This is a genomic window from Bacillus mesophilus, from assembly GCF_011008845.1.
Classification (GTDB): Bacteria; Bacillota; Bacilli; order Bacillales; family SA4; genus Bacillus_BS; species Bacillus_BS mesophilus.
On the sequence record NZ_JAAIWM010000003.1, the window covers coordinates 169,849 to 194,027 of the forward strand.

The following is a 24,179-nucleotide window of genomic DNA, read 5'->3' on the forward strand; positions in this document are numbered from 1 at the left end:
CGAATAGCCAGAGATGGCCATTCGGCAGTTACTTATTTTTTATGTCTTTGCTCTAATGCTTGTAAAACAGCATCAATCGGCAAGTTTTGTTCACGCAGAAGAACAAGTAGGTGATAGAGGAGATCGGCCACTTCCCAGGTAAGTTCCTCGTGATCTCGATTTTTCGCAGCAATGATCACTTCTCCCGCTTCTTCGCCGACCTTCTTAAGGATCTTGTCTACACCCTTTTCAAATAGGTACGTCGTATAAGCACCTTCTGGACGTTCCTTTTCACGCTCTGCAATCACTCGTTCTAATTCATTAATTATCGCAAACCGGTCGCTTGTCGCTACTTCAGCTTTCTCTCCCATTAACACTTCGTTAAAGCAAGAGTATGCACCCGTATGACAGGCAGGTCCGGCTGGGACAACCATGACAAGAATAGCATCTTGATCACAATCATATCTCATAGAAGCAATTTTTTGTGTGTGACCTGATGTTGCTCCCTTATGCCATAGCTCTTGTCTTGAACGGCTATAAAACCAAGTTTCCCCGCTATCTAGAGATTTTTGGAGAGACTCTAGATTCATATAAGCTAATGTTAGCACTTCTTTACTAAAGGCATCTTGAACAATCGCAGGAACTAATCCTTTTTCGTCAAATTTAATTTGCTCTATATTCATCGAACGGCCACTCCCTTCTCACGTAAGTACTGTTTTACTTCCTTGACTGAGGTTTCTTTGTAGTGAAAAATAGAAGCGGCTAGCGCAGCATCTGCTAATCCTTCGTTAAATGCTTCCTCAAAATGCTCGGCAGACCCTGCTCCACCAGAAGCGATGACTGGTACGGTAACAGCCGAACTGACTGCTTTTGTTAAAGCAAGATTAAACCCAGATTTTTCACCGTCTTTATCCATACTAGTTAACAGGATTTCTCCAGCGCCTCGTTTAACAGCTTCCTTCGCCCAGTCGACAACCTCCCACTCTGTTGGCTTTCGACCACCATGAGTGTAGACACGCCAAGACCCAAGCTCTTCATCATAGCGAGCATCAATCGCACAAACCATACACTGCGAACCGAAAAAATCAGCTCCTTCATTGATGAGCTCTGGATTAACTAGTGCAGCCGTATTAACTGAAACCTTATCTGCTCCAGCGCGCAAAATTCGCTTCATATCCTCTAGAGAGTTAATTCCGCCACCTACTGTAAATGGAATGGCTAGCTGAGCGGCAACCTGTTCAACCACCTCAACCATCGTTTTACGACCTTCATGAGAAGCAGAAATATCTAGAAAAACTAGCTCATCTGCACCTTCTTCATCATAAAATTTGGCAAGTTCAACGGGATCACCAGCATCACGAAGCTCAACAAATTGAATGCCCTTAACCACACGACCTTCTTTTACATCTAAGCAAGGTATAATTCGTTTAGCGAGCATGGTTTTCCACCTCTTGTATCGCTTCAGCTACCGTAAATTGATTAGTATATAGAGCCTTACCAACAATGGCACCACCAACACCTGATGTACTGAACTCTTTTAATGTTTGTAAGTCACCTAGCGAACTAACTCCACCAGAAGCAATGACATTCTTTCCTGTTAATCTAGCAAGCTCTGCTACTGCCTCGACATTTGGTCCTGAAAGCATACCATCTGTTGCAATATCAGTAAAAATGAACGTTTCTGCACCGTGCTGTACTAATTCAAGCGCTAAGTCTGTTGCCTTTACAGAAGATGTTTCGAGCCATCCTTCTGTCGCAACAAAGCCGTCCTTTGCATCAAGTCCAATCGCAATTTTAGCACCATATGTACGAAGCATTTCTTTTACAAACTCAGGATTATTAATGGCAGCACTACCTAAAATAACACGATCGACACCATTTTCTAGATAATACGCGACATCCTCGGCCGTACGAATTCCTCCACCAATTTGCACCTTAGAAGGAAGCTCCTTTGCTACTCGTAGCACATACTCGTCATTTACTCTTTTTCCTACCTTCGCACCATCTAAATCCACCATGTGAATCCAGCTAGCACCCTGATTTGAAAATAAAGAAGCCATATCAAATGGTGAATCACCATAAACTGTTTCTTTGTCATAATCTCCCTGAATCAAACGAACACACTTGCCCCCACGCATATCAATGGCAGGATACACTGTAAATATACTCATATTAAAGCCCTCCCTTCTCGACAATTGCTGCATAATTTTTTAACATAGCCACACCTAAGTCACCACTTTTTTCTGGGTGAAATTGAGTACCTAAGACATTGTTTTTCCCAACAACAGCTGGCACCTTCACATCATAGTTGCTACTTGCAAGAACAACATCATCTTTTGTATCCACATAATAGGAATGTACAAAGTACACATGACCTTCCTCAAGCTGATCTAATAAAGGATTATCTTGGTTGAAATCGAGACTATTCCAGCCCATATGTGGCACCTTATACTTCTCTCCGGTTTCTGTCAAACCAGAGAACCTCGTTACACGTCCATCTAACAAGCCTAATCCCTTCGTCAGTCCGTTCTCTTCACTTTCTTCGAATAAGAGCTGCATTCCAAGACAAATTCCGAGTAATGGCTTTCCACTAGCAGCCTGTTCCTTAATAAAACCGGTAAGGCCTGTTTCATTCAAGATTCCCATTGCATCCTTAAATGAACCAACGCCAGGTAGAATTAGTCCTTTAGCCTTTTCAAGTTCCTTTATATCACTTGAGAGTACATAATCATATTGGAGACGCTCCAGCGCTTTACTAACGCTGTATAAATTCCCCATTCCATAATCGATAATGCCAATCATTTATAACATTCCCTTCGTGGATGGAACTCCTTTAATTCGTGGATCAACCGTTGTTGCTTCGTCTAATGCTCGTGCTAGCGCCTTAAAAATTGCCTCGATAATATGATGCGTATTTTGACCATAATGAACAATTACGTGAAGATTCATTCTGGCTTCAAGTGCGAGCTTCCATAAAAATTCATGAACTAGCTCTGTATCAAAGGTTCCTACCTTTTGGCTAGGGAATTCTGCTCGGAACTCTAAGTGTGGACGATTGCTTAAATCTACAACCACCTGAGCTAATGCCTCATCCATTGGGACAAAAGCATTTCCATAACGCTTAATACCTTTCTTATCACCAAGTGCTTCCTTTAAAGCAATTCCTAAACAGATACCAATATCCTCTGTTGTATGGTGATCATCTACCTCAATATCACCCTTTGCATCAACAGTAAGATTAAATTGACCATGCTTTGTAAATAAATCTAGCATATGAGTCATAAACGGAACACCGGTCTCTAAATTAGATTGACCTTCCCCATCTATAGTGAATTGCAAAGATATTTGAGTTTCATTAGTATTTCGCTCGATATGAGCTTGACGAGTTTGTGTCATGATTAATCCTCCAGTCGATATTCTACTGCACGCGCATGTGCTTCTAGTCCTTCTAATCTTGCAAAAGCAGCTATTTTCCGTCCATTCTCTTGCATTGCCTTTTCACTATAAGAAATGATGCTTGATTTTTTTGTAAAGTCATCCACATTTAATGGACTTGAAAATCTAGCAGTCCCGTTTGTTGGTAAAACATGATTCGGTCCAGCAAAATAATCTCCCACTGGTTCGGAGCTATATCTTCCTAGGAAAATCGCACCTGCATGACGAATGTTTCCTAACAAATCCATTGGGCTAGCTGTTAAGACTTCTAAGTGTTCTGGAGCTAGCTCATTCACAAGCTCAATAGCTTCATCTAACGTATTCGTCACATAAATAGCTCCGTAGCTTTCGATTGAAGCTCTAGCAATCTTTTCTCGTGGAAGAGTCTCTAGCTGCTTGTAAATCTCCTTTTTCACCTCAAACGCTAGTTTTTCAGAGGTGGTAACAAGTACACTTGAAGCTCTCTCATCATGTTCTGCTTGTGATAATAAATCAGCCGCAACTTCAGCAGCTCTTGCCGTTTCATCTGCTAACACAACAATCTCACTAGGGCCTGCAATCATATCAATCGAAACATGTCCAAATACCTCACGTTTGGCCAACGCGACATAGATGTTTCCAGGTCCGACAATCTTATCTACTTTTTCAATGCTCTCCGTACCATACGCAAGTGCTGCAATAGCTTGAGCTCCACCGACTTTATAAATTTCTTCTACACCTAGCTCATGAGCAGCAACGATCACTCCTGCTGGTAAGGCTCCATTCGCTTGAGGTGGTGAGACCATAACAATTCTTTTTACTCCAGCCACTAATGCAGGAGTAACATTCATTAACACCGACGACGGATAGGCAGCTAATCCACCTGGCACATATACTCCAACTGAATCTAGAGCAGTAATCTTTTGACCGAGAATCGTGCCATTTTCCTGTGTGGTAATCCATGACTCCCGCTTCTGACGCTGATGATAATCACGGATATTTTCAGCGGCTTCGCGAATGACAGGTAATATATCTTGATCTAGCTCCGAATAGGCCTGGTCAATTTCTTCTTTTGTCACCTTTAAAGAGGAAAGCGCTACTTTATCAAATTTCTCCGTGAAACTAAATAGAGCTGCGTCACCACTTTTTCGTACTTCAGTAATAATATCTAAAACAGCTAATCGCTGCTGATCCGTTCCTTGATCAATATCCCTTTTTAAAGACGCTGTATTGGGGTTCATTACAATTTCCATCGGTTACATCTCCTATCCAATCACCTTTGAAAGCTTCTCAACAAGCTCATCGATGACCTGATCTTTCACTCGGTAGCTCACTGGATTTACAATTAAACGAGACGTGATGTCTGCAATCCGTTCCATCTCTACTAATCCATTTTCCTTTAAGGTTTGACCAGTTGACACGATATCAACAATTCGGTCGGCTAAGCCGATCAGTGGAGCCAGCTCAATCGAACCGTTCAGTTTAATGATTTCAACCTGTTCTCCTTGCTCTCTAAAATAACTAGATGCTACATTAGGATACTTGGTTGCAACCTTAGGTGCCACATCTCGGATTTCCATAGTAGGTAAGCCCGCTACAGCGAGGTAACATTCGCTAATTTTTAAGTCTAGCACCTCATACACATCGCGGTTTTCTTCCATCATAACGTCTTTACCCGCAATTCCAATATCAGCAACACCATGTTCTACATAAGTAACAACATCCATCGGCTTTGCTAAAATAAACCTCATGTTAGCTTCTTCAATATCTAAGATAAGCTTTCTCGAATCATCAAATTCTTCTGGTAGCTGGTAGCCAGCCTTTCTCATCAAGTCTGCGGCTTCTTCAAAAATACGTCCTTTTGGCATGGCAATCGTTAGGAAAGTACTCATTGCTGCTTCTCCTTTCCTGCAGTTCCTATAAAATAAGTGACTTCATTAAATTTAGTAGTAAATGCATCAATATCACGTACTCCTGTAATATCTTGCAGTACAACACTCTTTCCTTGCTGACGAAGTTTGTTCGCACATTCAATGGCAGCTGTTCTTCGCTCTTGACTGAAGATCACACACTCATGTTTCGCTTCACTTCCCGTACCCCCAAGAGCTTCAAGGAGATAATCTAACCGAATCGCAAAGCCAGTCGCATCAGCTGGACGTTCAAAACGCTCTAACAGCTGATCATAACGTCCTCCACTACAAATCGGATAACCAACCTTTGAAGAATATCCCTCAAAGAGAATTCCTGTGTAGTAGCTCATATGCGGAACTAAATTCACATCCAACTTTACATAAGAGGTAACTCCATGAGCTTCTAACGCATTCCAAAGCTGCTGAAGTTGTTCAACTGCTTCACGTGCTTGATCATTTTGAACGAGCTGACTAGCCTTTTGTAAAATGTCACCCTGACCTCGCAATTGCAGAATCGACAGCAGTCGGTCCTGATCAATACTCGATAAAGGTAAGCTCTTTACATGCTCACGATAACCTACGTAATTCTTTTCATATAAGAAGCGCTTTATTTCACTCACTCTTGACTCATTTCCAAGCACATCGGTGAACAGTGCATCAATGAAGCCAATATGCCCAATCGCCACTGTAAATTCAGACAAGCCTGATCGTAGTAACGAATGTATCATAAGAGTTATCACCTCAGCATCAGCACTAGAGGATTTATCTCCGATCAGTTCTACACCAACCTGTTCAAATTCTGCCGGTCTGCCTCCTTCACGTTGTTGTGCACGAAACACATTCGTGTCATACGCAAGACGCAATGGATAGCCACCTGTATATAGTTTTGATGCTGCAAGTCTAGCAATCGGTGAAGTCATATCAGGTCTTAACACAAGTGTATGTCCCTGTTGATCCATAAGCTTAAACAGCTGCTGATCTAAAATAGCCGAAGATTCGCCCACCGTTTCATAATATTCTAACGTTGGTGTCTCTAAAAATTCATAGCCATATCCCTCTATGACACTACTAACCGTGTTGCGAGCTTGTTTCTTTAATGTATATAAATGAGGTAATGTATCTCTCATCCCGATTGGTTTTTCGAACATCTTTCGTTTTGACAAAAGAGTACACATCCTTTCTATGTATGGTTAAATCATTTAGCTTATTTTTAGCAAAACGCTTTAGTTCGCTAATATGGTAACGAATTGAAGTTATTTGTAGTTTACACGTTATTAGTAGGGTAGTCAACCGTTTTGAATGGGATTTCTGGTTGTAAAATTCGCGATAATTATGCAGGGCATTCCTACTAAGTAGGATGGTTGATTCGTTTATTTCTGCTGGCGTTGTAGACCACATAAATTATGATTAGGGTTTGGTGCATATATGTTGGATTTCGTTCATAAATCCTGAATTCCCGTGCGTATTTTTCTAAAAACAGTGCATATAATCCAGGTTTACGTGCATATATCATAAATCTCGTGCATATACCCAAAATTCTACACTAATAGGCATTTCAGAAGCAGCTTGGGTACCCTCTTCTGACCACCTGCGATTTATAAGTCGTGCAAAAACTTCTAAAGGTATGTATATTAGCTCATTTCCCACACACTGAGAACTCCTTCAATCCTACTATTCCCTATTTTTCCAACCTAAATAAAAAAGCCACAAACCTATTCGTTTGTAGCCTCTTGTGCTTCTCGTAATTCTCTTTCTTCATTTGTATAAATAACCCGCATCGGATTTCCTCCAACAAAGCTCCCTGCTGGCACATCACGGTGAACAAGTGTCCCAGCAGACACAATTGCATCGTCCCCAATGATGACGCCTGGCAGAATGGTTGTGTTAGCACCGATCATAACGCCACTACCAATGACCACATCACCTAAACGGTATTCTTTGATCAAATATTCGTGAGCCAGAATCGTCGTGTTATATCCAATGACGGTATTTCGTCCCACACTAATTTTTTCAGGAAACATAATGTCTAGCATAACCATTAGAGCAAAAGCAGTATGTTCGCCAACCTTCATTTTTAACAGGTTGCGATACATCCAATTCTTAACCGGCAAAAACGGTGTGTAACGTGCTAGCTGGATGACGATAAAATTTTTGACTACCTTCCAGAACGGAACCGTTTTATAGATATGCCATAGTGAGTTAGCTTCCTTTACAGGGTAACGTGTTGTTCTTCTCACGATTAGTTCTCCTCTAGGATCGTTAACAAGTCACGCATGTTTTCAAGCATATAATCAGGCTTGAACGACTGTAAATACTCTATACCCTTTAGTGACCATGCCACACCAGCTGTCTTCGTTCCTGCATTCTGTCCAGACACGATGTCATGGTGGTTATCTCCAATCATAATCGCCTCCTCAGGCTTAGCATGAAGCTGAGCTAACGCCAATTGAACAGGCTCTGGATCTGGCTTAGCATTTTTAACATCATCTAATGTAACAACCACATCAAAAAATTGATCTAACTTTGTTAACCTCAGTCCCATATTAACTGTGTGACGAAGCTTTGTTGTGACAATACCTAGTTTATAGCCTTTTTTATGTAGCGCCTCGATCGTTTCATACACGCCTTCAAACTCTGTTACAAGCTGATCATGATGAGAAAGATTATGCTCACGATATGTGGTAATCATCTCATCCACACGGCTTTCATCAATTGCCACAAACGTATCGTATAGCGGAGGACCAATAAACTGAATCGCATCCTCACGCTTGTATTGATCAGGATAATAATGATTTAGCGTGTGTAAAAAGGAAGTGATAATTAGTTCATTTGTATCAATTAATGTTCCATCTAAATCAAACAATAACGTATTAACTTTCATAAGTGGCTTCCTCTCTATTCACTGGCTGTACTCTGTTCCAAATGACGGCAACAACCACTGTTAGTAATATAGCAACGACTAAACGAATTAATAATAGCGGTAAAATCGGGATCCCAAGCGGAATAAAAATAAGAGTATCCTCTACAACAGCATGGCACGAAACTAGAAAAATAAACGCTAGAGTTAAATCCTTTTTACTCACACCGTCTTCCTTGGCGGCCTGAATCATGACACCCGCCCCATAGGCTAAGCCAAACAATAGCCCAGCAGCTAGAGTTGTAGACGTATTCTCCTTCATGCCTAGCACTCTTGTAAAAGGTGACATCCATCGCGAGAACGTATCCAGCCATTTTAAATCCTTTAATACCTGAATCACGATCATAAGTGGAAGGACAATCATCGCCAACTGGCCGATTCCAAGTAACGCTTTTGAGACAGCATCCATTAAAATCGGTAGCCAGCCTGTAATCACTTCTTCCTGCCTAGAAATAAAGCCATACTTGGCTAGCTCACTGCCACCCTTCCATACAAGATTAATCACAACACCTGACAATAAGGACAATCCAACACGAATAACTACCGTAAGCCAAACCGAAACACCCACTCGTTTTGCCACCATCGATTCTACGAACATATTATGTGAGAATGATAGCATCACAGCTAAGATAAACACTTCTTTAACGGTTAAATCTAGCGTTAAAATAGCCCCAATGGCTGCATATAAGTTTAGAAAGTTCCCTAGAACAAGCGGTATAGCAGCATCCCCAGAAAGGCCTAACAAACCCATAAGTGGTTCAATTGCTGAAATGATCCATTTAAGAATCGGGGTGTACTGCAAGAGCGATACAATAATCGTAATAGGAAAAATAATTTTCCCCAATGTCCAGGTGGTTGTTAAACCGACAAAGAATCCCCGCTTCACACTTCCTAACATAGTCTCTCCCCTTCTGACTGTCTATCTACTTGTTGTCTAGGTAACGAATATCTGAATAACCCTTTACTCTACGGTATATCAATAGAGCAATTGCTAGTAAAATTAATCCGATTGAAATGACCTGTGCAACCCGAAGCATTTCAGTAAGCATTAAGCTATCTGTTCTTAAGCCTTCAATAAAGAATCTCCCTAACGAGTAGTAGATGACATAGGTTAAGAATAACTCTCCCCGACGAAGGTTTGCTTTTCGTAGCAACATGAGAATAGCAAAGCCAGCAAAGCTCCAAAGTGATTCATATAGGAAAGTCGGATGATAATACGCCCCGTTTATGTACATTTGATTCACGATAAACTCAGGTAGATACAAGCCTTCTAAGAACTCACGTGTTACCTCACCACCGTGAGCCTCCTGATTCATAAAGTTACCCCAGCGCCCAATGGCTTGACCTAAAATAATACTTGGTGCTCCAATATCAGCAAGCTTCCAGAACGACAAACCACGCTTTTTCGCAAAAATTATAGCCGTAATGATGGCTCCTATTAATCCACCGTGAATAGCTAGGCCACCATTCCATATTGCTAGAATTTCTGAAGGATTCTCAACATAATAGTCTAACTTAAATAAAACATAATAAAGTCTCGCCGAAATAATCGCAATTGGAATGGCCCATAAAACTAAGTCAATAAATATTTCTTTATCAAGACCTCGTCTCTGTGATTCGCGGACTGCTAGCCATAACCCAAGCATTGCCCCTGCTCCAATAATGACTCCGTACCAATAAATTGTAAACGGACCGAGCTCTAAAAAGACTCGATCTAATTGTGGAACACTCTCCATTTTTCCCACTCCCATATCTCAGTTCTATAGTTTCATTAGGTTACATATCGTCATGATCGCCATCTTCAATGACATCTGTTAAACGACTAGAGAATTGCTCTGCTGCATTTACTCCCATCTTCTTCAGACGATAATTCATTGCAGCTACTTCAATAATAACCGATAAATTTCGCCCTGGACGAACGGGAACTGTGATTTTCGTAACTTCTGTATCAATGATTTTCATCTTTTCGTCATCTAACCCCAGACGATCATATTGCTTGGCTTGATCCCAAAGCTCTAAATTAACAACAAGCGTAACTTTTTTATAAGATCTAACAGCCCCAGCACCGAATAACGTCATGACATTAATGATTCCTAATCCGCGGATTTCGAGCAAATGTTGAATTAATTCTGGTGCTGTTCCAACTAAATTACCTTGATCCTCCTGACGGATTTCTACACAATCATCGGCAACTAGACGATGTCCACGCTTCACTAGATCTAGAGCTGTTTCACTTTTACCTACTCCACTTTTACCAATAATAAGAACGCCAATACCATATATATCAACAAGAACTCCATGAATCGCAGTTGTTGGAGCCAGCATTCCCTCTAAATAGTTAGTAAGACGACTGGATAGTCTTGTTGTTTTCATTGAAGAACGCATAACAGGAACAGCTTCTCGTTCAGCAGCATCTAATAATTCCTGAGGTACTTCCATTTCACGACTGATAATAATACCAGGTGTAATGTCTGTACACAGCTGGTCCATTCGGTCTCTCTTTTCCTCAGCAGAAAGCTGTTCAAAGAATGACATTTCTGTTTTACCAAGTAACTGAATCCGCTCTGCAGGGTAATAGGTAAAAAAACCTGCCATTTCAATTCCAGGGCGAGATAAGTCACTTGTGGTAATCGGACGATTAATTCCTTCTTCACCACTTATTAATTCCAGATCAAACTTCTCAATCAAATCCTTAGTCCGGACTTTTACCATTGTTCATCCTCCTGCGGCTTCTATAGTGAATTACTTAGTTCATATATGTACAGTGCTATTGTATCACTTTTTTTGAAGAGGATAAAAGTTAATCAGCTTTAGAGATATTTCCTAATGAAAAAGCATGCTCCCGAAGAGGAACATGCTTTCTAACTATTTTTTATTTGAGAATGGCTCAATCACAAATTTATGAATGAGTACATTTAAAATCGAGATGATAATCGAAGTTAGGATGGCCATTCCAAATCCATCGATCACAAACGAATCTCCCATAATTGCTTGAGTAAGCCATAAAGTAATGGCATTAATAACAAATAGAAATAGTCCTAAAGTTAAAACGGTAACAGGTAACGTAAGCAAGACTAGGATTGGTTTCACGAGTACATTAAGAACGGACAAAATAATACTCGCTAAAATTGCCGCGCCAACACCCTCAATGTGAAAGGATTCAAAATATCCTGCTACCACGATGAGAACTAAGCTATTAACCAGGATAGAAGAAATCCATTTCATCGGGAAATCACATCCGTACTATTTGGCACCACAAACATCCAGATTAGATAAATGAGTGCAAATGTACCAAAGCTCATGATTAGGCCTACAACAAAAAGGACTCTTAATAATGAAACATCAAAGCCTGTATACTGTGCAAGCCCACCAATGACTCCTGCAAGTTTTCGGTCAGATCTAGATCTTGTTAATTTCGTCAATTAAATCACTCCCTTTTCCTGTACAAGGACTGATCCTGTTTTCGTGTCAACATCAAGTAGTAAAGGCTCTGTTCCTTCTAATGGTAAAGTCGAAAACTTAAGATATTTTTGAACTACCTCGGTTTTCTCTTCCTTTTTCAGCGTATCGCGAATGTCACATTGGATATTTCCGATGTTTGTCTTCACTTCACCCTGCATACTTCTATTTTTAGGAACAATGATATCTACATTTCCTGTTGTGGACTTCACTAGTAACGTCTCACAACGTGCATCACTCACCGTACCTATAATGTTCCCATTAAAACTTTGTAAATCAGCCTTTTTATAAGATCCTTCAACTTTTATGGTCCCATTGATTGTTTCAGCCTCAATTTTTTGGCTATTGATTTTAGAAATCGTGATATGTCCATTTGCCGTTTCAACCTCTAGCTTATCAGTATGGAAACTCGTTAGATTGATCTTCCCATTTGCCGTTTTTGCTTTAAAATCCTTTACTGTTAACTGTTCCCCATCAATCTGACCATTAAACAACCTTACGGAGATTGCCTTATATTGCTCCTTCGGTAAAAAGATGACTGCATTTACCTTCATCTTTTTCTTTTGAACCGAATAGCGAAGCTTGCCACCCTCGATGGAGAAAAGAACATCCTGAAGGAAAGTCTTTCTTGCATCATCCTGCGATTCTGACTGGTACACTTTTGCTTCACATTCAACCCGAACATCCTTTTCTGTCCAAGGGACAAGCTTTACACTTCCATTAGCAACATCGATATCAACATCAGTTAAATACACGTCTGAATGCTGAAACACATGATTAACTGTAACAGCTGGGCCAAAGTTAAAGTCCAGATCGAAGTCTTTAATTTTCTTAAAAGCTTTATCTACAAAATCTAACACTGTCTTTTTGATCGAAGCTGACTTTGCCGACTTTGACTGGTAAGAAGAGTCACCTTCAGTCCAATCTACCTTTGTTGAAAGCTCTGTCACGAACGATTCCTGTTTCTCTTCCATTGCCTTATAATCTTGTTCCAATCTCTCTAACAAAGCCATAGCTTCCTCAGCAGATAGCTTTCCTTCTTCTACCATCTTTAATATTCTTTTACGCTCTTCTAAAATTGGCATATGTCTCACGCTCCGGTATTTTCTATTAAAGAATGTTCAAATCATCGGGAAACTTTTGAACACGTATTATCAATATGTTTTTAAAACTTGAACTCCTTTAACTACATTCCATACGATTACCACAATGTTAATTAAAAATGCTAAAACAAAACCCAAAATCATAAAAATTCCAAATCCTCCTACAGTTTCAGTTAAAATTGCCATTATAAGAATCACCGGAACCGTTATAAGTGGAATCAAATGTGAAAACAGTGCCCGAGTAGCATGACGTTTTACCTCGTAATCATCAACAATAAAATAAACCGCAATCGGTAAAATAAACCCCGCAAAGAAAATACTAAAATAACACAATGCTGAAATAAGCTTATGGTTGTTGTTCTTCTCCATTGTATCACTTCCCCTTTGTAATTATTTACGATTCTATAGTTAAGAAAGTTTCATATTTTATAAGAAATTCTTGATATTTGAGTGTATTACCCGAGAAGTAGGAAATATAACCTGTTTTGGACGATAGTTAGAGTGACCTAAGTACAATTGAACTGGATTTTTATTGCGGTCGGTCTAGGTGTTCTCCATTACTCTAGTCTCACATTGGCTAAGTTACGCAATGATCCCTAATTTCCACGCAATTAATGTACGACGTTCATACAATCATTCTGATTCTCACGCAATTAGTTCCTACTCGCACTTATTTAATCCTATCTTCACGCAATTGGCTCCCCCGGTTAGCTATATTAAGCCTAACTTCAAGCACCTCATAAGTTTTTCACACAAACAAAGCCCCAGCATCATCGCTGGAGCTCGAAAAATTAGGATTGTCCAATTGATTCTAACTCTTTAATTCGTTTATTCGTTCGTTCACGATCTCGTTCTAGGACTGGTTTCAAATAACGACCTGTGTAGGATGCTTCAACCTTAACGATATCCTCTGGCGTTCCGGTCGCTACGATGGTTCCACCTTTATCTCCACCTTCTGGTCCTAGATCCACTATAAAGTCCGCCGCTTTGATCACATCTAGATTATGCTCAATGACTAATACCGTATCTCCATTTTCCACTAAGCGTTGCAGCACTTCGAGAAGACGTGCGATATCATCAACATGTAACCCTGTGGTTGGTTCATCTAGAATATACATTGAGCGGCCGGTTGAGCGGCGATGAAGCTCAGAAGCAAGCTTAACACGCTGTGCTTCTCCACCTGAAAGGGTGGTTGCTGGCTGCCCAAGCTTTACGTAGCCTAGTCCAACATCAACAATGGTTTGTAGCTTTCGGCTGATCTTTGGAATATTAGTAAAGAACTCTAAGGCGTCCTCAACAGTCATTTCTAGAACATCTGAGATATTCCTGTCCTTATATTTAACCTCTAGTGTTTCTCGGTTATATCTCTTCCCATGACATACTTCACATGGGACGTACACATCAGGAAGGAAATGCATTTCGATTTTAATAATTCCATCACCACGACAAGCTTCACATCTTCCACCCTTAACGTTAAAGCTGAATCTTCCTTTTTTATAACCACGTACCTTTGCTTCATTTGTAGAAGCAAACACATCACGAATATCATCGAATACACCAGTATAAGTAGCCGGGTTCGAACGAGGTGTTCTACCGATAGGAGATTGGTCAATATCAATAACCTTCTCTAATTGCTCAATTCCCTTCACATCTTTATGCTCCCCTGGTCTCGCCTTCGATCGGGTTAGCTTTTGAGCTAATGACTTAAAAAGAATTTCATTAATTAATGTGCTTTTTCCTGATCCCGATACTCCTGTTACTGCCATAAAGGTTCCAAGAGGAAATTTAACTTTCACATTTTTTAAGTTATTTTCTTTTGCACCGATTACCTCGATGAAGCGACCATCGGGCTTTCTTCGTTCAGTCGGAATTGGAATGAACTTTCTCCCGGACAAATATTGACCAGTTAAAGAATTAGGATCGTTCATTACCTCAGCAGGTGTTCCCGCCGAGATAATTTGTCCTCCATGAATTCCTGCACCTGGTCCTATATCAATTAAATAATCAGCTGCCATCATCGTATCTTCATCATGTTCGACAACAATCAGTGTATTGCCAATATCCCGCATACTTTGCAACGTATGAATCAAGCGATCATTGTCACGCTGATGAAGACCAATCGAAGGCTCATCTAGAATATACAATACTCCCGTTAGTCGTGAACCAATCTGAGTAGCCAAGCGAATTCGTTGTGCCTCTCCACCTGAAAGCGTTCCGGCAGCACGGCTCATTGTTAAATAATCAAGACCTACATTGATCAGGAATCCAAGTCGTTCTTGAATCTCTCTAATAATCATGGCAGCAATCTTTGTTTCCTTTTCAGAAAGAGTTAAGCCTGTCACATAATTATATGCCTCGGTAATCGAGTAATTGGTAACATGACCAATATGATTGTCACCAACAAATACAGCTAAACTTTCTTTTTTCAAACGATGCCCATCACAGGTTGGGCACGGAAGCTGCGCCATATACTTTTCCATTTGCTCACGAATGTAATCTGAACTTGTTTCACGGTAACGTCGCTCCACATTGGCAAGAATACCTTCAAAAGGCACATAATTTTCGCGAACTTGTCCAAAATCATTTTCATAACGGAAGTAAATGTCTTCTCCTTCACTTCCATATAAGATCCTGTCCATTAAATGCTTAGGAACATCCTTCGCAGGTAGATCCATATCGATACCATAATGGTCACATACTGATTCCAATAATTGTGGATAATATTGTGAGCTGGTTGGCTCCCACGGTGCAATTGCATGCTCTCGTAACGTCTTATCCCAATCTGGAATGACAAGTTCCATATCAACCTCAAGCTTCGTACCTAGACCATCACAGCTTTGGCACGCACCAAATGGGCTGTTAAAAGAAAACATTCGTGGCTCTAGCTCGCCGATTGAAAAGCCGCAGTGTGGACAGGCATGATGCTCACTGAATAGAAGTTCCTCCTCATGATCCATCACATCAACCATGACTTTTCCGTCACCTAGTCGTAGTGCCGTTTCAATGGAGTCCGATAAACGGGCAGCTACGCCTTCTTTAACGATAATGCGGTCGATCACCACTTCAATTGAATGCTTCTTATTTTTTTCTAGCTCAATTTCATCAGATAGTTCGACCAGTTCACCATTCACACGCACTCGAACAAAGCCTTGCTTCTTAATATCCTCTAGAATCTTTACATGCGTCCCTTTTCTGCCACTAACAATCGGTGCCAAAATTTGTAGCTTCGTACGTTCAGGATATTCTAGAATACGGTCTACCATTTGTTGAATCGTCTGTGAACTAATTTCCACACCATGAATTGGGCAAATTGGTCGACCCACTCGTGCAAACAGTAAACGTAAGTAATCATAAACCTCTGTTACTGTTCCTACAGTAGAACGTGGATTACGACTTGTTGTTTTTTGATCAATTGAAATAGCTGGTGATAAACCTTCAATCGCATCGACATCGGGCTTATCCATTTGACCAAGAAACTGTCTCGCATAAGCGGAAAGCGACTCAACATATCGCCTTTGCCCTTCTGCATAGATCGTGTCAAAGGCTAGTGATGACTTCCCTGAACCAGATAGACCTGTTAATACAACTAGTTTATCGCGAGGAATCGTCACATCTATGTTCTTTAAGTTATGGGCTCGTGCCCCTTTTACTACAATTTTGTCCATTGCCATTTCTTATTTTCCTTCCGCTTTCAGTTCTAATAACAAATCACGAAGCTCTGCTGCTCGCTCAAAGTTTAATGCCTTGGCCGCTTCCTTCATCTCCACTTCAAGGTTTTCCATCAGCTTTTTACGTTCTGGCTTAGATAGATTTGCGAATGATGGTGCTGCATCATACTGCTCTTCTGTTTCTGCAGCAACAGTTGCCCGAATCACATCGCGAATCTTCTTTTGAATCGTTTTTGGAGTAATACCATGCTCCTTGTTATACGCCTCCTGAGTTTCACGACGACGTTTTGTCTCATTGATGGCAATTTCCATTGAGTTTGTAATCTTATCGGCATACATGATAACATGACCATTCGCATTACGAGCAGCCCGTCCTGTAGTCTGTATTAATGAACGCTCAGATCGTAAAAATCCTTCTTTATCTGCATCAAGAATAGCCACGAGTGAAACCTCTGGAATATCCAATCCTTCTCTTAAAAGGTTAATTCCAATGAGCACATCATATTTCCCTAGTCGTAAATCTCGAATAATCTCGATCCGTTCTAGCGTTTTAATTTCTGAGTGAAGATAATTAACTTTAATGCCAAGTTCCTTCAAGTAATTTGTTAAGTCCTCTGACATCTTCTTTGTTAACGTTGTGATTAGCACACGTTCATTCTTTTCTATTCTAAGATGAAGCTCACCAAGAAGGTCATCAATTTGTCCTTTAATCGGTCGAACCTCAATGGTTGGATCTAACAACCCAGTTGGTCTGATAATTTGTTCTACCATTTGTGGTGTATGCTCTATTTCATATGGACCAGGTGTTGCTGAAACATACACGATTTGGTTAACATGCTTTTCAAATTCATCAAACGTTAACGGTCGATTATCTAAAGCAGATGGAAGACGAAAGCCATGGTCAACTAACACAGACTTTCTAGCCTTATCTCCATTAAACATTCCTCGAATTTGTGGAAGCGTAACATGAGATTCGTCAACAACAATCAAGAAGTCCTTTGGAAAGAAGTCGATTAATGTGTATGGTGTTGAACCCGATGGACGCAATGTTAAATGTCTCGAATAGTTTTCAATTCCAGAACAGAATCCCATTTCTCTCATCATTTCCAAATCATAACGAGTTCGTTGCTCAAGTCTCTGTGCTTCTAACAGCCTTCCATTTTCACGAAGCTCTTCAAGTCTAACTTCTAGCTCTGCTTCAATATTTTCAATCGCAACCTTCATTTTTTCTTCACGTGTAACGAAGTGGGAGGCTGGGAAAATGGCCACATGCTCACGTTCTGCAATAATCTCTCCGGTTAATGCATCAACCTCACGAATTCGGTCAATTTCATCACCAAAAAACTCTACTCGGATACAATGCTCATCACGAGAAGCAGGGAAGATTTCCACGACATCACCACGAACTCTGAATGTACCACGCTGGAAATCAATATCATTTCGTGCATATTGAATGTCTACTAGATCTCTTAGTAAATGATTTCTTTCCTTCTCCATACCAACGCGAAGTGACACCACTAGCTCGCGATATTCTTCCGGTGATCCTAAACCATATATACAAGACACACTCGCAATAATGATGACATCGTTTCGCTCAATGAGGGAAGAGGTCGCAGAATGGCGAAGCTTGTCTATTTCATCATTAATTGAGGCATCCTTTTCAATAAACGTATCTGTTTGCGGAACATAGGCTTCCGGTTGGTAATAATCATAATAACTAACAAAATATTCAACCGCATTATTCGGGAAAAACTCTTTAAATTCACTATATAGCTGTCCCGCTAGTGTTTTATTATGAGCAATAACTAATGTTGGTTTATTAACCTCTTTAATTACATTTGAGATTGTAAATGTTTTTCCTGTTCCTGTTGCACCTAATAGCGTCTGATGTTTTTCGTTATTTCGAATTCCTTCTACAATCCTTTGTATCGCTCTTGGCTGATCTCCTTGTGGAGAATAGGCTGAGACTAATTCGAACTGATCTGTCACACGAAAGCCTCCTGTTCATCTTTTCTGTATCTTATTGTATCAAGTAACCATTAAAAAACCAAGAAATATGCGAACGAATATTCGATATTTAGGTGCGTGTTTGGTGGGTTTGTGCAATTCTCACTTGGTTTTGTGCAATTATTATGATTTTTTGTGGAATTATTATGTAGTTATGTGCAATAAGTAGACAGTTTTGTGCAATTCCCGCTATTTCAGCAAAAAAGCTTATAATAAAACACGCCTACCCCATAAGGATAGGCGTAAAACTTCTTATTTATAAATAAAACTGTTGTTTTTTACGGAATTTTAGTACCAGCACAAACACAAAAACTAATATGATACAAAAAGTCAGCCAACTATGAAAAGTTTGTCCTCCCTTTTCAGCCTCTCCTGACACCCCTTTTACTTCTTCTATCTTAGATGCATGAATCTCAGGATCTACTTTTGTAGGCAAGGTCTTTTCCAAGGTATCTTGATTCTTGTATTGGTATTCCGGGATAAAGCTAGTGTCATAATGCTTGAATCCGTAGTCAAACAAAGCCATTGTATCTTGATAAGGCTGGTTTCTACCAGACGCCTTTAATGTAACAGCAATCAACTGGCTCTCGCCTCTTTGAGCGACTGTAACGAGTGTAAAGCCTGACTTCTGAACATAGCCATTCTTGCCACCTATCACTCCTTCATAAGGAACTTCACGCATCATTCGATGATGATTAACAAGAACTGTTTCCCAGCTCTCCCCTTTCCAAGGTAGTGTTTCAGTACTAATCATCTCTTTAAACTCTTCATTTTGCATCGCATATCTCATAATTTTGGCCATATCATAGGCAGTGGTGTAATGATTCTCATCAAAAAGACCATGCGGATTAACAAACGAAGAATCAGTCACACCGATCTTTTCTGAGACAAACGTATTCATTCGCTGTGAAAAGTTTTCCACTGAACCATCGATATGCTCTGCAATAGCAACTCCAGCATCATTACCAGAGTTGATTAAGAGGCCCTGTAGAAGTTTCTTCAATGATACAACTTCCCCCTCATTTAGATAGACCCGTGTTCCTTCTACATTTCTAGCTTTCTCACTAACTACTACCTCATCAGTAAGATTCCCTTCCTCTATCGCAACAATTCCTGAAACCAGCTTTGTAATACTAGCTGGATACATTCTGCTCGTACTATTTTTCTCGTACAATACCAAGCCAGTCTTAGCATCCATCAATATTGCACTTTCACTATGAAGGCTTAACTCATCATTCTTAGCAAAGATCGTTGGTACTAGTAGACTATGAAATAATAAAATCACAATGAGTAAAATCCTGGTCGTCTTCATTGTCCCCTCCCTGAAGAGATATCAATTGCAACTGATACTATTTATATGAGACTTTTTATATTTACAATTCATTGTTAATGCTTTAAAAAAGCAGAAACCACTATACGTTTCGTTTGGGATAGGTATTTTATTAGGATAATTTGTTAATTTCTCAGAAAAAAAAGACCCCTACACGCTGAGTCTGTTTGCCTTCCGATTGTTCCAAACCTTTTGCTTATTTATTAAACTGTGTAAAACCATTCCCGTGACGACTAACAGGATCCCTATGAACGAAATCATGGACGGCAGTGGGATCGATAAAAAGAGCATTTCTCCTACGATGACAAAGACGACCTGTGAGGACTGTGTTGCTTCTACGGCAGCCAGCTTTCCTGAATCATCTTTTACTAGCTCTGTCGCAAAAAAGAATAATAGAGTAGCTATGACGCCTGATGTGAGGGCAACCAAGAGCGTCTGATAAATCTGACCTGAACTGGGAGCCCCGACTGTTGCATACCCAGTTACAGCTAAGATGATCCAAAGAGGCATGGATGCTAGCGTCATTCCAAGCACACGCTGAAAGGTATCAAGCTTCCCAGTATAAAGCTCCATCATTTTTCGATTTCCGAGTGGATAGGCAAAGGCAGCAATGACGACTGGAAGCATTCCAGTTAAAACAAGCTGGAGCGTTAGTCCATTCTCTGCATTTTCTAGTTGGAGAATGATAATACCCATAAAAATCAAACTCGAGAACAGTAGACTTTTCAGTGGGATTACTCGACGAATCCCTGTTGAATCTAGAAATAATGGCGTTAATAAAATTCCCGCAATGATCGTAAACTGCCACGTGCCAGCTACTAACCAGCCAGGTCCAGATGCTGCTGCATAGGTTATGGGAGCATAAAAAAGACCGAAACCTACAAAGCTCCACAGCAACCAAGGAAGTGGCTTAGCCACAAGCTCTCTCAGTAGCTCCTTTAAATTTCTCCTCAAAGCAGCAATTAATATAAGAAAAGGAATCATAAAAAAATAACGAAGTGATGCACTCCAAAGCCAGCTACCACCTGATAGCTCCATAGAACGGTTGAGGATAAATGTACAGGCAAAAAAGGCCGATGACAGGATTCCGATAAGAAATGCTTTCATAAGAACTCGTCCCCGTTTCTGTATGGCAATTTCCATTTTTAGCTATCATACACCCAGAAGTTATATTGTGCATTACTAAATTAAAAAAAGGGGGAAAAAATCCCCCTTTAAATTGATAACTTATTCATCTCCACTAATGTTTGAAACGGAACAGGACGTTGATAATAAAAGCCTTGACCAATATGACAGCCATGTTTTTTTAAGTATTGGTGTTGACTCATGTCCTCGATTCCCTCTGCAATAACCCCAATCCCAAGCTCGTTGCATAACGTGATCATTGCTTTTACAATTGCCTGATCTCCATTATTATTAGTGATTTCCTTAATAAATCCCCTATCGATTTTCAAGTAATCAATAGGTAAGTGTTTAATATAACTCAATGATGAGTACCCAGTCCCAAAATCATCAAGCGCGGTCCATAAACCTGTCCCCTTAAGCTGGGTAATCACCTTCACAGCGATATCCAAATTTTCCATAAAGATGGACTCTGTGATCTCAAATTTTAGCCAGCAAGGATCAAAGCCTGTCTCTGTAATAATTTTTTCAACCCGTTCCACAAAGCGTTTTGACTTAATCTGTTCTGAAGAAATATTAAGTGAAAATTGAATAGGCTGTCCACCTTGTTCCAGCCATGATTGACCATCCTGACAAACTTGTTTAATGACCCACTCACCAATTTGAATAATAAACCCTGTCTCTTCAGCAATCGGTATAAATTCTCCGGGCGAAATACTTCCATAAATAGGATGCTCCCACCGAATTAACGCTTCTAACCCAACAATGTTTCCAGTTTGGATATCATACTGAGATTGATAGTGAAGGGTAAATTCATCACGCTCTAAAGCCTTTCGCATCTCATTTTCCAGCAATAACTGCCGAGCTAAAGTCTTTCCCTGACGTCGATCGTAAACCTCAATTTTAGAGCCCTTCTCTTTTGCTTTATACATTGCCATATCTGCATTCTTTAAAAGAGTCTCCATATCCTTCGCATGAAGAGGATAAATAGATATTCCGATGCTAACATGAACCTGTAGTTCTTCCCCGTTAACCAGAATGGGCTGTGAAATAGCGTCAGATAACTCCTCAGCAAAACTTTCTACCTCATGTAGATAATCATCAATCGACTTGTGATCATTCTTAGGAATGATGACCAAAAATTCGTCTCCGCCCATTCTACAAGCAATTCCGTTCTGATGGAGCATTTCAGTAATTCGCTCTGCTATTTTCAATACAAGCTGATCTCCAGTTTCGTGACCATAGCTATCATTAATCAGCTTAAAACGGTCGACGTCCATATAGAGGAGCGAAAATATTTCATGTTTGGGATTTTGGTCATTTTCCAGGTATGACTGTGCAAACTGTCGATTGTACAGCCCTGTAAGATCATCTTTTATAAGAAGCCGTTCTAATATAATCGTTTGTGTAATGAGATGCGCAATGGAATTGATATAATGAATATCCTGTTGCGAAAAGGAATAGGGCCTAGTATCAATCCCACACAAGGTGCCAATCACTTGATTTTCCTTTGTGAACAACGGAACTCCAAAATAACACCCATCTCCTCCTAGTGATGAAATGATATCCTGAAAGTCTGTGTTATTAATTTCAGAAAGCTCAGGAATAAATAGTGGTTCACGACCACGTTTCATAACTAAGCTTCAATACACACTGTCAAAAGGAAGAGACGTTCCGACCTCAACTAGTGTTTCTTCGCGGTTAAATGCTTCAATAAAGTAATTCGTTTTCTGATCATTAACAGCTAGGAAAAATGTATTAATTCCAATTGTATTTTGTAATAACTGAAAAACGGCCTGAGAGCTTTGTTTAAGCGTTTGAAAGTAACTAAAGTCTCTTGGATGTGAAAACATGTTGCGCCTCCCCTCTACAGAAAATATAAAACTTCTATATTCTCATTTTGGGCCAAAGATACCATTTTTCCTATCACCCTGGTCTCCTATTTTTTATCGTGTTATAGATGTCAATAGGAGCTACTTCCTATACCTTATAAAAGTCTACTTACAGTATTAAACATAAAAAAAGCTTATTTAGGTGGATCCCTTAATAAGCTTAGTTTTTCATTTAAACAACCTTTGAAAACTCTTGATTACCATTCTTTACATTAGCTTGGTACTCTACAAACTTAGGATAGACTGCTTCAAAAACAGGTTCAAAGTTAGCATTAAATTGAGAACCCATACTATCCAACACAATTTTTCTTGCCTCGTCAGCACTAAACGCTTTACGATACGAGCGATTGCTTGTGAGCGCATCAAAGGTGTCGGCAATTGCGATGATTTTAGCATTAATAGGAGTATCCTGATCTGCTTTTCCTTCTGGATATCCTTTTCCGTCAAAGCGTTCATGATGAGAAAGGATACTTTCAACAATATGACTTGGATATCCTAACTCTTTGGCTAGGTCAGCTCCGTATTGTGAATGTTTCTTTATCGTATTATATTCCTCAAAGGTAAGCTTACCTTCTTTTGAAAGAATGTCCTGTGGGATATTTATTTTTCCGATATCATGTAAGATTGAACTAATCCTTAGAGATTCCAGGTCAATTTTGTAGCCTGTATCACACATATATTGACCAAGGATCATTGCATAATCAGAAACTCTAATCGAATGTCCACGGGTATAATCATCTTTTGCTTCTACGGCTAAAATTAGAGTGTTTAAAGTCTTATCATATATATAGGAGGTTTTTGTATACTGAGCGTTAGCACGAACGACAAAATCCAAAATGAACAAATAAGCAAACAAGAAGGCTATGTCGATACTTGCTTGAAGAGTACTAATTTCTTCTAAATAGTTTTTAAAAAACAGTTCATAGATTGTTACACCGATCGTAACTGCGCTACCTATGTAAAAAAATCTTCGTTGATTAAAAAGGATAGAGATTAACGGTAAGAAAATCATTAAGAAATAATTATAAAAAGGTAATGATAAGCTTATAGCTGTAGTGACTAGACAAGCATTAATAAAAAGAAGATCTGCTCTACATTTCTTTCCTATAAATCGGTGAAGCAATGTATAGGGTAAGAAACCTAACAGTAGAATGGAGAGCAAAAGAAAGTAGATAGGTGAAAATCCATCCCTAAAAAGCAGGTAGATAGAATGTAAAATTAGTGCACCCATTATACATGTAATCCATAAAATTTTTAAGATTTTTTCAGCCCTAAGCTCCATGATGTCTTCACCTTTCTGTATGGTTAGAGTGAATTCATTCTACATTTTTCGACAAATACCGTGTTTTAAGTTTATATTAAAAGTTTCCAAATAAAA

Annotated in this window: 25 protein-coding genes; all 25 read right to left on the reverse strand. The window is 39.7% G+C overall.

Annotated features, from left to right (window positions below; genetic code table 11):
- Nucleotides 1-32 precede the first annotated feature (32 nt).
- Nucleotides 33-662 carry a bifunctional phosphoribosyl-AMP cyclohydrolase/phosphoribosyl-ATP diphosphatase HisIE gene (hisIE, locus tag G4D63_RS10830; RefSeq protein WP_163179662.1) on the reverse strand — a complete coding sequence of 210 codons (630 nt, stop codon included), beginning with the start codon at nt 660-662 and terminating at the stop codon, nt 33-35.
- The gene (gene hisF, locus G4D63_RS10835; protein WP_163179663.1) at nt 659-1,417 is read right to left on the reverse strand and encodes an imidazole glycerol phosphate synthase subunit HisF; all 759 of its coding nucleotides are present in this window, start codon (nt 1,415-1,417) and stop codon (nt 659-661) included. Before hisF ends, hisIE begins: the two co-directional genes overlap by 4 nt.
- The gene (hisA, locus tag G4D63_RS10840) at nt 1,407-2,150 is read right to left on the reverse strand and encodes a 1-(5-phosphoribosyl)-5-[(5-phosphoribosylamino)methylideneamino]imidazole-4-carboxamide isomerase (RefSeq protein ID WP_163179664.1); all 744 of its coding nucleotides are present in this window, start codon (nt 2,148-2,150) and stop codon (nt 1,407-1,409) included. Before hisA ends, hisF begins: the two co-directional genes overlap by 11 nt.
- Before the next feature lies 1 nt (nt 2,151).
- Complete coding sequence (hisH, locus tag G4D63_RS10845; RefSeq protein ID WP_163179665.1) at nt 2,152-2,781, reverse strand: imidazole glycerol phosphate synthase subunit HisH; 630 nt, start codon at nt 2,779-2,781, stop codon at nt 2,152-2,154.
- Nucleotides 2,782-3,375 carry an imidazoleglycerol-phosphate dehydratase HisB gene (hisB, locus tag G4D63_RS10850; protein WP_163179666.1) on the reverse strand — a complete coding sequence of 198 codons (594 nt, stop codon included), beginning with the start codon at nt 3,373-3,375 and terminating at the stop codon, nt 2,782-2,784. It abuts the gene before it with no gap.
- Nucleotides 3,376-3,377: 2 nt separating this feature from the next.
- Nucleotides 3,378-4,646 carry a histidinol dehydrogenase gene (hisD, locus tag G4D63_RS10855; protein WP_163179667.1) on the reverse strand — a complete coding sequence of 423 codons (1,269 nt, stop codon included), beginning with the start codon at nt 4,644-4,646 and terminating at the stop codon, nt 3,378-3,380.
- Between the two features lie 12 nt (nt 4,647-4,658).
- Nucleotides 4,659-5,285, reverse strand: coding sequence for an ATP phosphoribosyltransferase (hisG, locus tag G4D63_RS10860; protein ID WP_163179668.1), 627 nt, complete (start codon nt 5,283-5,285; stop codon nt 4,659-4,661).
- On the reverse strand, nt 5,282-6,451 hold the full coding sequence (locus G4D63_RS10865) for an ATP phosphoribosyltransferase regulatory subunit (RefSeq protein WP_163179906.1): 1,170 nt from the start codon (nt 6,449-6,451) through the stop codon (nt 5,282-5,284). Before G4D63_RS10865 ends, hisG begins: the two co-directional genes overlap by 4 nt.
- 361 nt (nt 6,452-6,812) lie before the next feature.
- Complete coding sequence (locus tag G4D63_RS10870) at nt 6,813-6,950, reverse strand: hypothetical protein (RefSeq protein ID WP_163179669.1); 138 nt, start codon at nt 6,948-6,950, stop codon at nt 6,813-6,815.
- 65 nt (nt 6,951-7,015) lie between these two features.
- Complete coding sequence (locus G4D63_RS10875; RefSeq protein WP_163179670.1) at nt 7,016-7,540, reverse strand: DapH/DapD/GlmU-related protein; 525 nt, start codon at nt 7,538-7,540, stop codon at nt 7,016-7,018.
- A gap of 2 nt (nt 7,541-7,542) precedes the next feature.
- Nucleotides 7,543-8,184, reverse strand: a complete 642-nt coding sequence (ppaX, locus tag G4D63_RS10880; RefSeq protein ID WP_163179671.1) for a pyrophosphatase PpaX — start codon at nt 8,182-8,184, stop codon at nt 7,543-7,545.
- Nucleotides 8,174-9,118 (reverse strand): nucleoside recognition domain-containing protein, encoded by a 945-nt coding sequence (locus G4D63_RS10885; RefSeq protein WP_163179672.1) that lies wholly within the window; start codon nt 9,116-9,118, stop codon nt 8,174-8,176. Before G4D63_RS10885 ends, ppaX begins: the two co-directional genes overlap by 11 nt.
- 25 nt (nt 9,119-9,143) lie before the next feature.
- Complete coding sequence (lgt, locus tag G4D63_RS10890) at nt 9,144-9,956, reverse strand: prolipoprotein diacylglyceryl transferase (protein WP_163179673.1); 813 nt, start codon at nt 9,954-9,956, stop codon at nt 9,144-9,146.
- 40 nt (nt 9,957-9,996) lie between these two features.
- On the reverse strand, nt 9,997-10,932 hold the full coding sequence (gene hprK / locus G4D63_RS10895; protein ID WP_163179674.1) for an HPr(Ser) kinase/phosphatase: 936 nt from the start codon (nt 10,930-10,932) through the stop codon (nt 9,997-9,999).
- A 153-nt stretch (nt 10,933-11,085) separates the two neighbouring features.
- Nucleotides 11,086-11,445, reverse strand: a complete 360-nt coding sequence (locus tag G4D63_RS10900; protein WP_163179675.1) for a phage holin family protein — start codon at nt 11,443-11,445, stop codon at nt 11,086-11,088.
- Nucleotides 11,442-11,642 carry a PspC domain-containing protein gene (locus tag G4D63_RS10905; RefSeq protein ID WP_163179676.1) on the reverse strand — a complete coding sequence of 67 codons (201 nt, stop codon included), beginning with the start codon at nt 11,640-11,642 and terminating at the stop codon, nt 11,442-11,444. The genes G4D63_RS10900 and G4D63_RS10905 overlap by 4 nt, the downstream gene beginning before the upstream one ends.
- Nucleotides 11,643-12,764 (reverse strand): DUF4097 family beta strand repeat-containing protein, encoded by a 1,122-nt coding sequence (locus G4D63_RS10910; protein WP_205603829.1) that lies wholly within the window; start codon nt 12,762-12,764, stop codon nt 11,643-11,645. It lies immediately after the preceding gene.
- Nucleotides 12,765-12,833: 69 nt separating this feature from the next.
- On the reverse strand, nt 12,834-13,151 hold the full coding sequence (locus tag G4D63_RS10915) for a magnetosome magnetite crystal formation protein family (protein WP_163179677.1): 318 nt from the start codon (nt 13,149-13,151) through the stop codon (nt 12,834-12,836).
- A gap of 422 nt (nt 13,152-13,573) precedes the next feature.
- Nucleotides 13,574-16,453: an excinuclease ABC subunit UvrA gene (gene uvrA, locus G4D63_RS10920; protein ID WP_163179678.1), complete on the reverse strand. Its 2,880-nt coding sequence runs from the start codon at nt 16,451-16,453 to the stop codon at nt 13,574-13,576.
- Nucleotides 16,454-16,456: 3 nt separating this feature from the next.
- Entirely contained in the window at nt 16,457-18,439 is a 1,983-nt protein-coding gene (uvrB, locus tag G4D63_RS10925; protein WP_163179679.1) for an excinuclease ABC subunit UvrB, read from the reverse strand.
- A gap of 274 nt (nt 18,440-18,713) precedes the next feature.
- Nucleotides 18,714-19,769 (reverse strand): D-alanyl-D-alanine carboxypeptidase family protein, encoded by a 1,056-nt coding sequence (locus G4D63_RS10930; RefSeq protein WP_163179680.1) that lies wholly within the window; start codon nt 19,767-19,769, stop codon nt 18,714-18,716.
- A gap of 168 nt (nt 19,770-19,937) precedes the next feature.
- Nucleotides 19,938-20,894, reverse strand: a complete 957-nt coding sequence (locus tag G4D63_RS10935; protein ID WP_163179681.1) for a DMT family transporter — start codon at nt 20,892-20,894, stop codon at nt 19,938-19,940.
- A gap of 107 nt (nt 20,895-21,001) precedes the next feature.
- On the reverse strand, nt 21,002-22,543 hold the full coding sequence (locus G4D63_RS10940; RefSeq protein WP_163179682.1) for a bifunctional diguanylate cyclase/phosphodiesterase: 1,542 nt from the start codon (nt 22,541-22,543) through the stop codon (nt 21,002-21,004).
- A gap of 9 nt (nt 22,544-22,552) precedes the next feature.
- On the reverse strand, nt 22,553-22,762 hold the full coding sequence (locus G4D63_RS10945; protein WP_163179683.1) for a hypothetical protein: 210 nt from the start codon (nt 22,760-22,762) through the stop codon (nt 22,553-22,555).
- Between the two features lie 211 nt (nt 22,763-22,973).
- Entirely contained in the window at nt 22,974-24,083 is a 1,110-nt protein-coding gene (locus tag G4D63_RS10950) for an HD-GYP domain-containing protein (RefSeq protein WP_163179684.1), read from the reverse strand.
- Nucleotides 24,084-24,179 lie beyond the last annotated feature (96 nt).

Excerpts from the sequence above, each read along its gene's own strand:
- uvrA (WP_163179678.1), bottom strand. The coding sequence starts at position 16,453 with ATGGCAATGGACAAAATTGTAGTAAAAGGGGCACGAGCCCATAACTTA.
- G4D63_RS10940 (WP_163179682.1), bottom strand. The coding sequence starts at position 22,543 with ATGAAACGTGGTCGTGAACCACTATTTATTCCTGAGCTTTCTGAAATT.
- G4D63_RS10945 (WP_163179683.1), bottom strand. The coding sequence starts at position 22,762 with ATGTTTTCACATCCAAGAGACTTTAGTTACTTTCAAACGCTTAAACAA.
- G4D63_RS10935 (WP_163179681.1), bottom strand. The coding sequence starts at position 20,894 with ATGAAAGCATTTCTTATCGGAATCCTGTCATCGGCCTTTTTTGCCTGT.
- G4D63_RS10930 (WP_163179680.1), bottom strand. The coding sequence starts at position 19,769 with ATGAAGACGACCAGGATTTTACTCATTGTGATTTTATTATTTCATAGT.
- lgt (WP_163179673.1), bottom strand. The coding sequence starts at position 9,956 with ATGGAGAGTGTTCCACAATTAGATCGAGTCTTTTTAGAGCTCGGTCCG.
- hisD (WP_163179667.1), bottom strand. The coding sequence starts at position 4,646 with ATGGAAATTGTAATGAACCCCAATACAGCGTCTTTAAAAAGGGATATT.
- G4D63_RS10950 (WP_163179684.1), bottom strand. The coding sequence starts at position 24,083 with ATGGAGCTTAGGGCTGAAAAAATCTTAAAAATTTTATGGATTACATGT.
- hisH (WP_163179665.1), bottom strand. The coding sequence starts at position 2,781 with ATGATTGGCATTATCGATTATGGAATGGGGAATTTATACAGCGTTAGT.
- hprK (WP_163179674.1), bottom strand. The coding sequence starts at position 10,932 with ATGGTAAAAGTCCGGACTAAGGATTTGATTGAGAAGTTTGATCTGGAA.
- hisA (WP_163179664.1), bottom strand. The coding sequence starts at position 2,150 with ATGAGTATATTTACAGTGTATCCTGCCATTGATATGCGTGGGGGCAAG.
- hisIE (WP_163179662.1), bottom strand. The coding sequence starts at position 662 with ATGAATATAGAGCAAATTAAATTTGACGAAAAAGGATTAGTTCCTGCG.
- G4D63_RS10885 (WP_163179672.1), bottom strand. The coding sequence starts at position 9,118 with ATGTTAGGAAGTGTGAAGCGGGGATTCTTTGTCGGTTTAACAACCACC.
- G4D63_RS10865 (WP_163179906.1), bottom strand. The coding sequence starts at position 6,451 with ATGTTCGAAAAACCAATCGGGATGAGAGATACATTACCTCATTTATAT.
- G4D63_RS10915 (WP_163179677.1), bottom strand. The coding sequence starts at position 13,151 with ATGGAGAAGAACAACAACCATAAGCTTATTTCAGCATTGTGTTATTTT.
- hisF (WP_163179663.1), bottom strand. The coding sequence starts at position 1,417 with ATGCTCGCTAAACGAATTATACCTTGCTTAGATGTAAAAGAAGGTCGT.
- ppaX (WP_163179671.1), bottom strand. The coding sequence starts at position 8,184 with ATGAAAGTTAATACGTTATTGTTTGATTTAGATGGAACATTAATTGAT.
- hisB (WP_163179666.1), bottom strand. The coding sequence starts at position 3,375 with ATGACACAAACTCGTCAAGCTCATATCGAGCGAAATACTAATGAAACT.
- G4D63_RS10910 (WP_205603829.1), bottom strand. The coding sequence starts at position 12,764 with ATGCCAATTTTAGAAGAGCGTAAAAGAATATTAAAGATGGTAGAAGAA.
- G4D63_RS10900 (WP_163179675.1), bottom strand. The coding sequence starts at position 11,445 with ATGAAATGGATTTCTTCTATCCTGGTTAATAGCTTAGTTCTCATCGTG.
- hisG (WP_163179668.1), bottom strand. The coding sequence starts at position 5,285 with ATGAGTACTTTCCTAACGATTGCCATGCCAAAAGGACGTATTTTTGAA.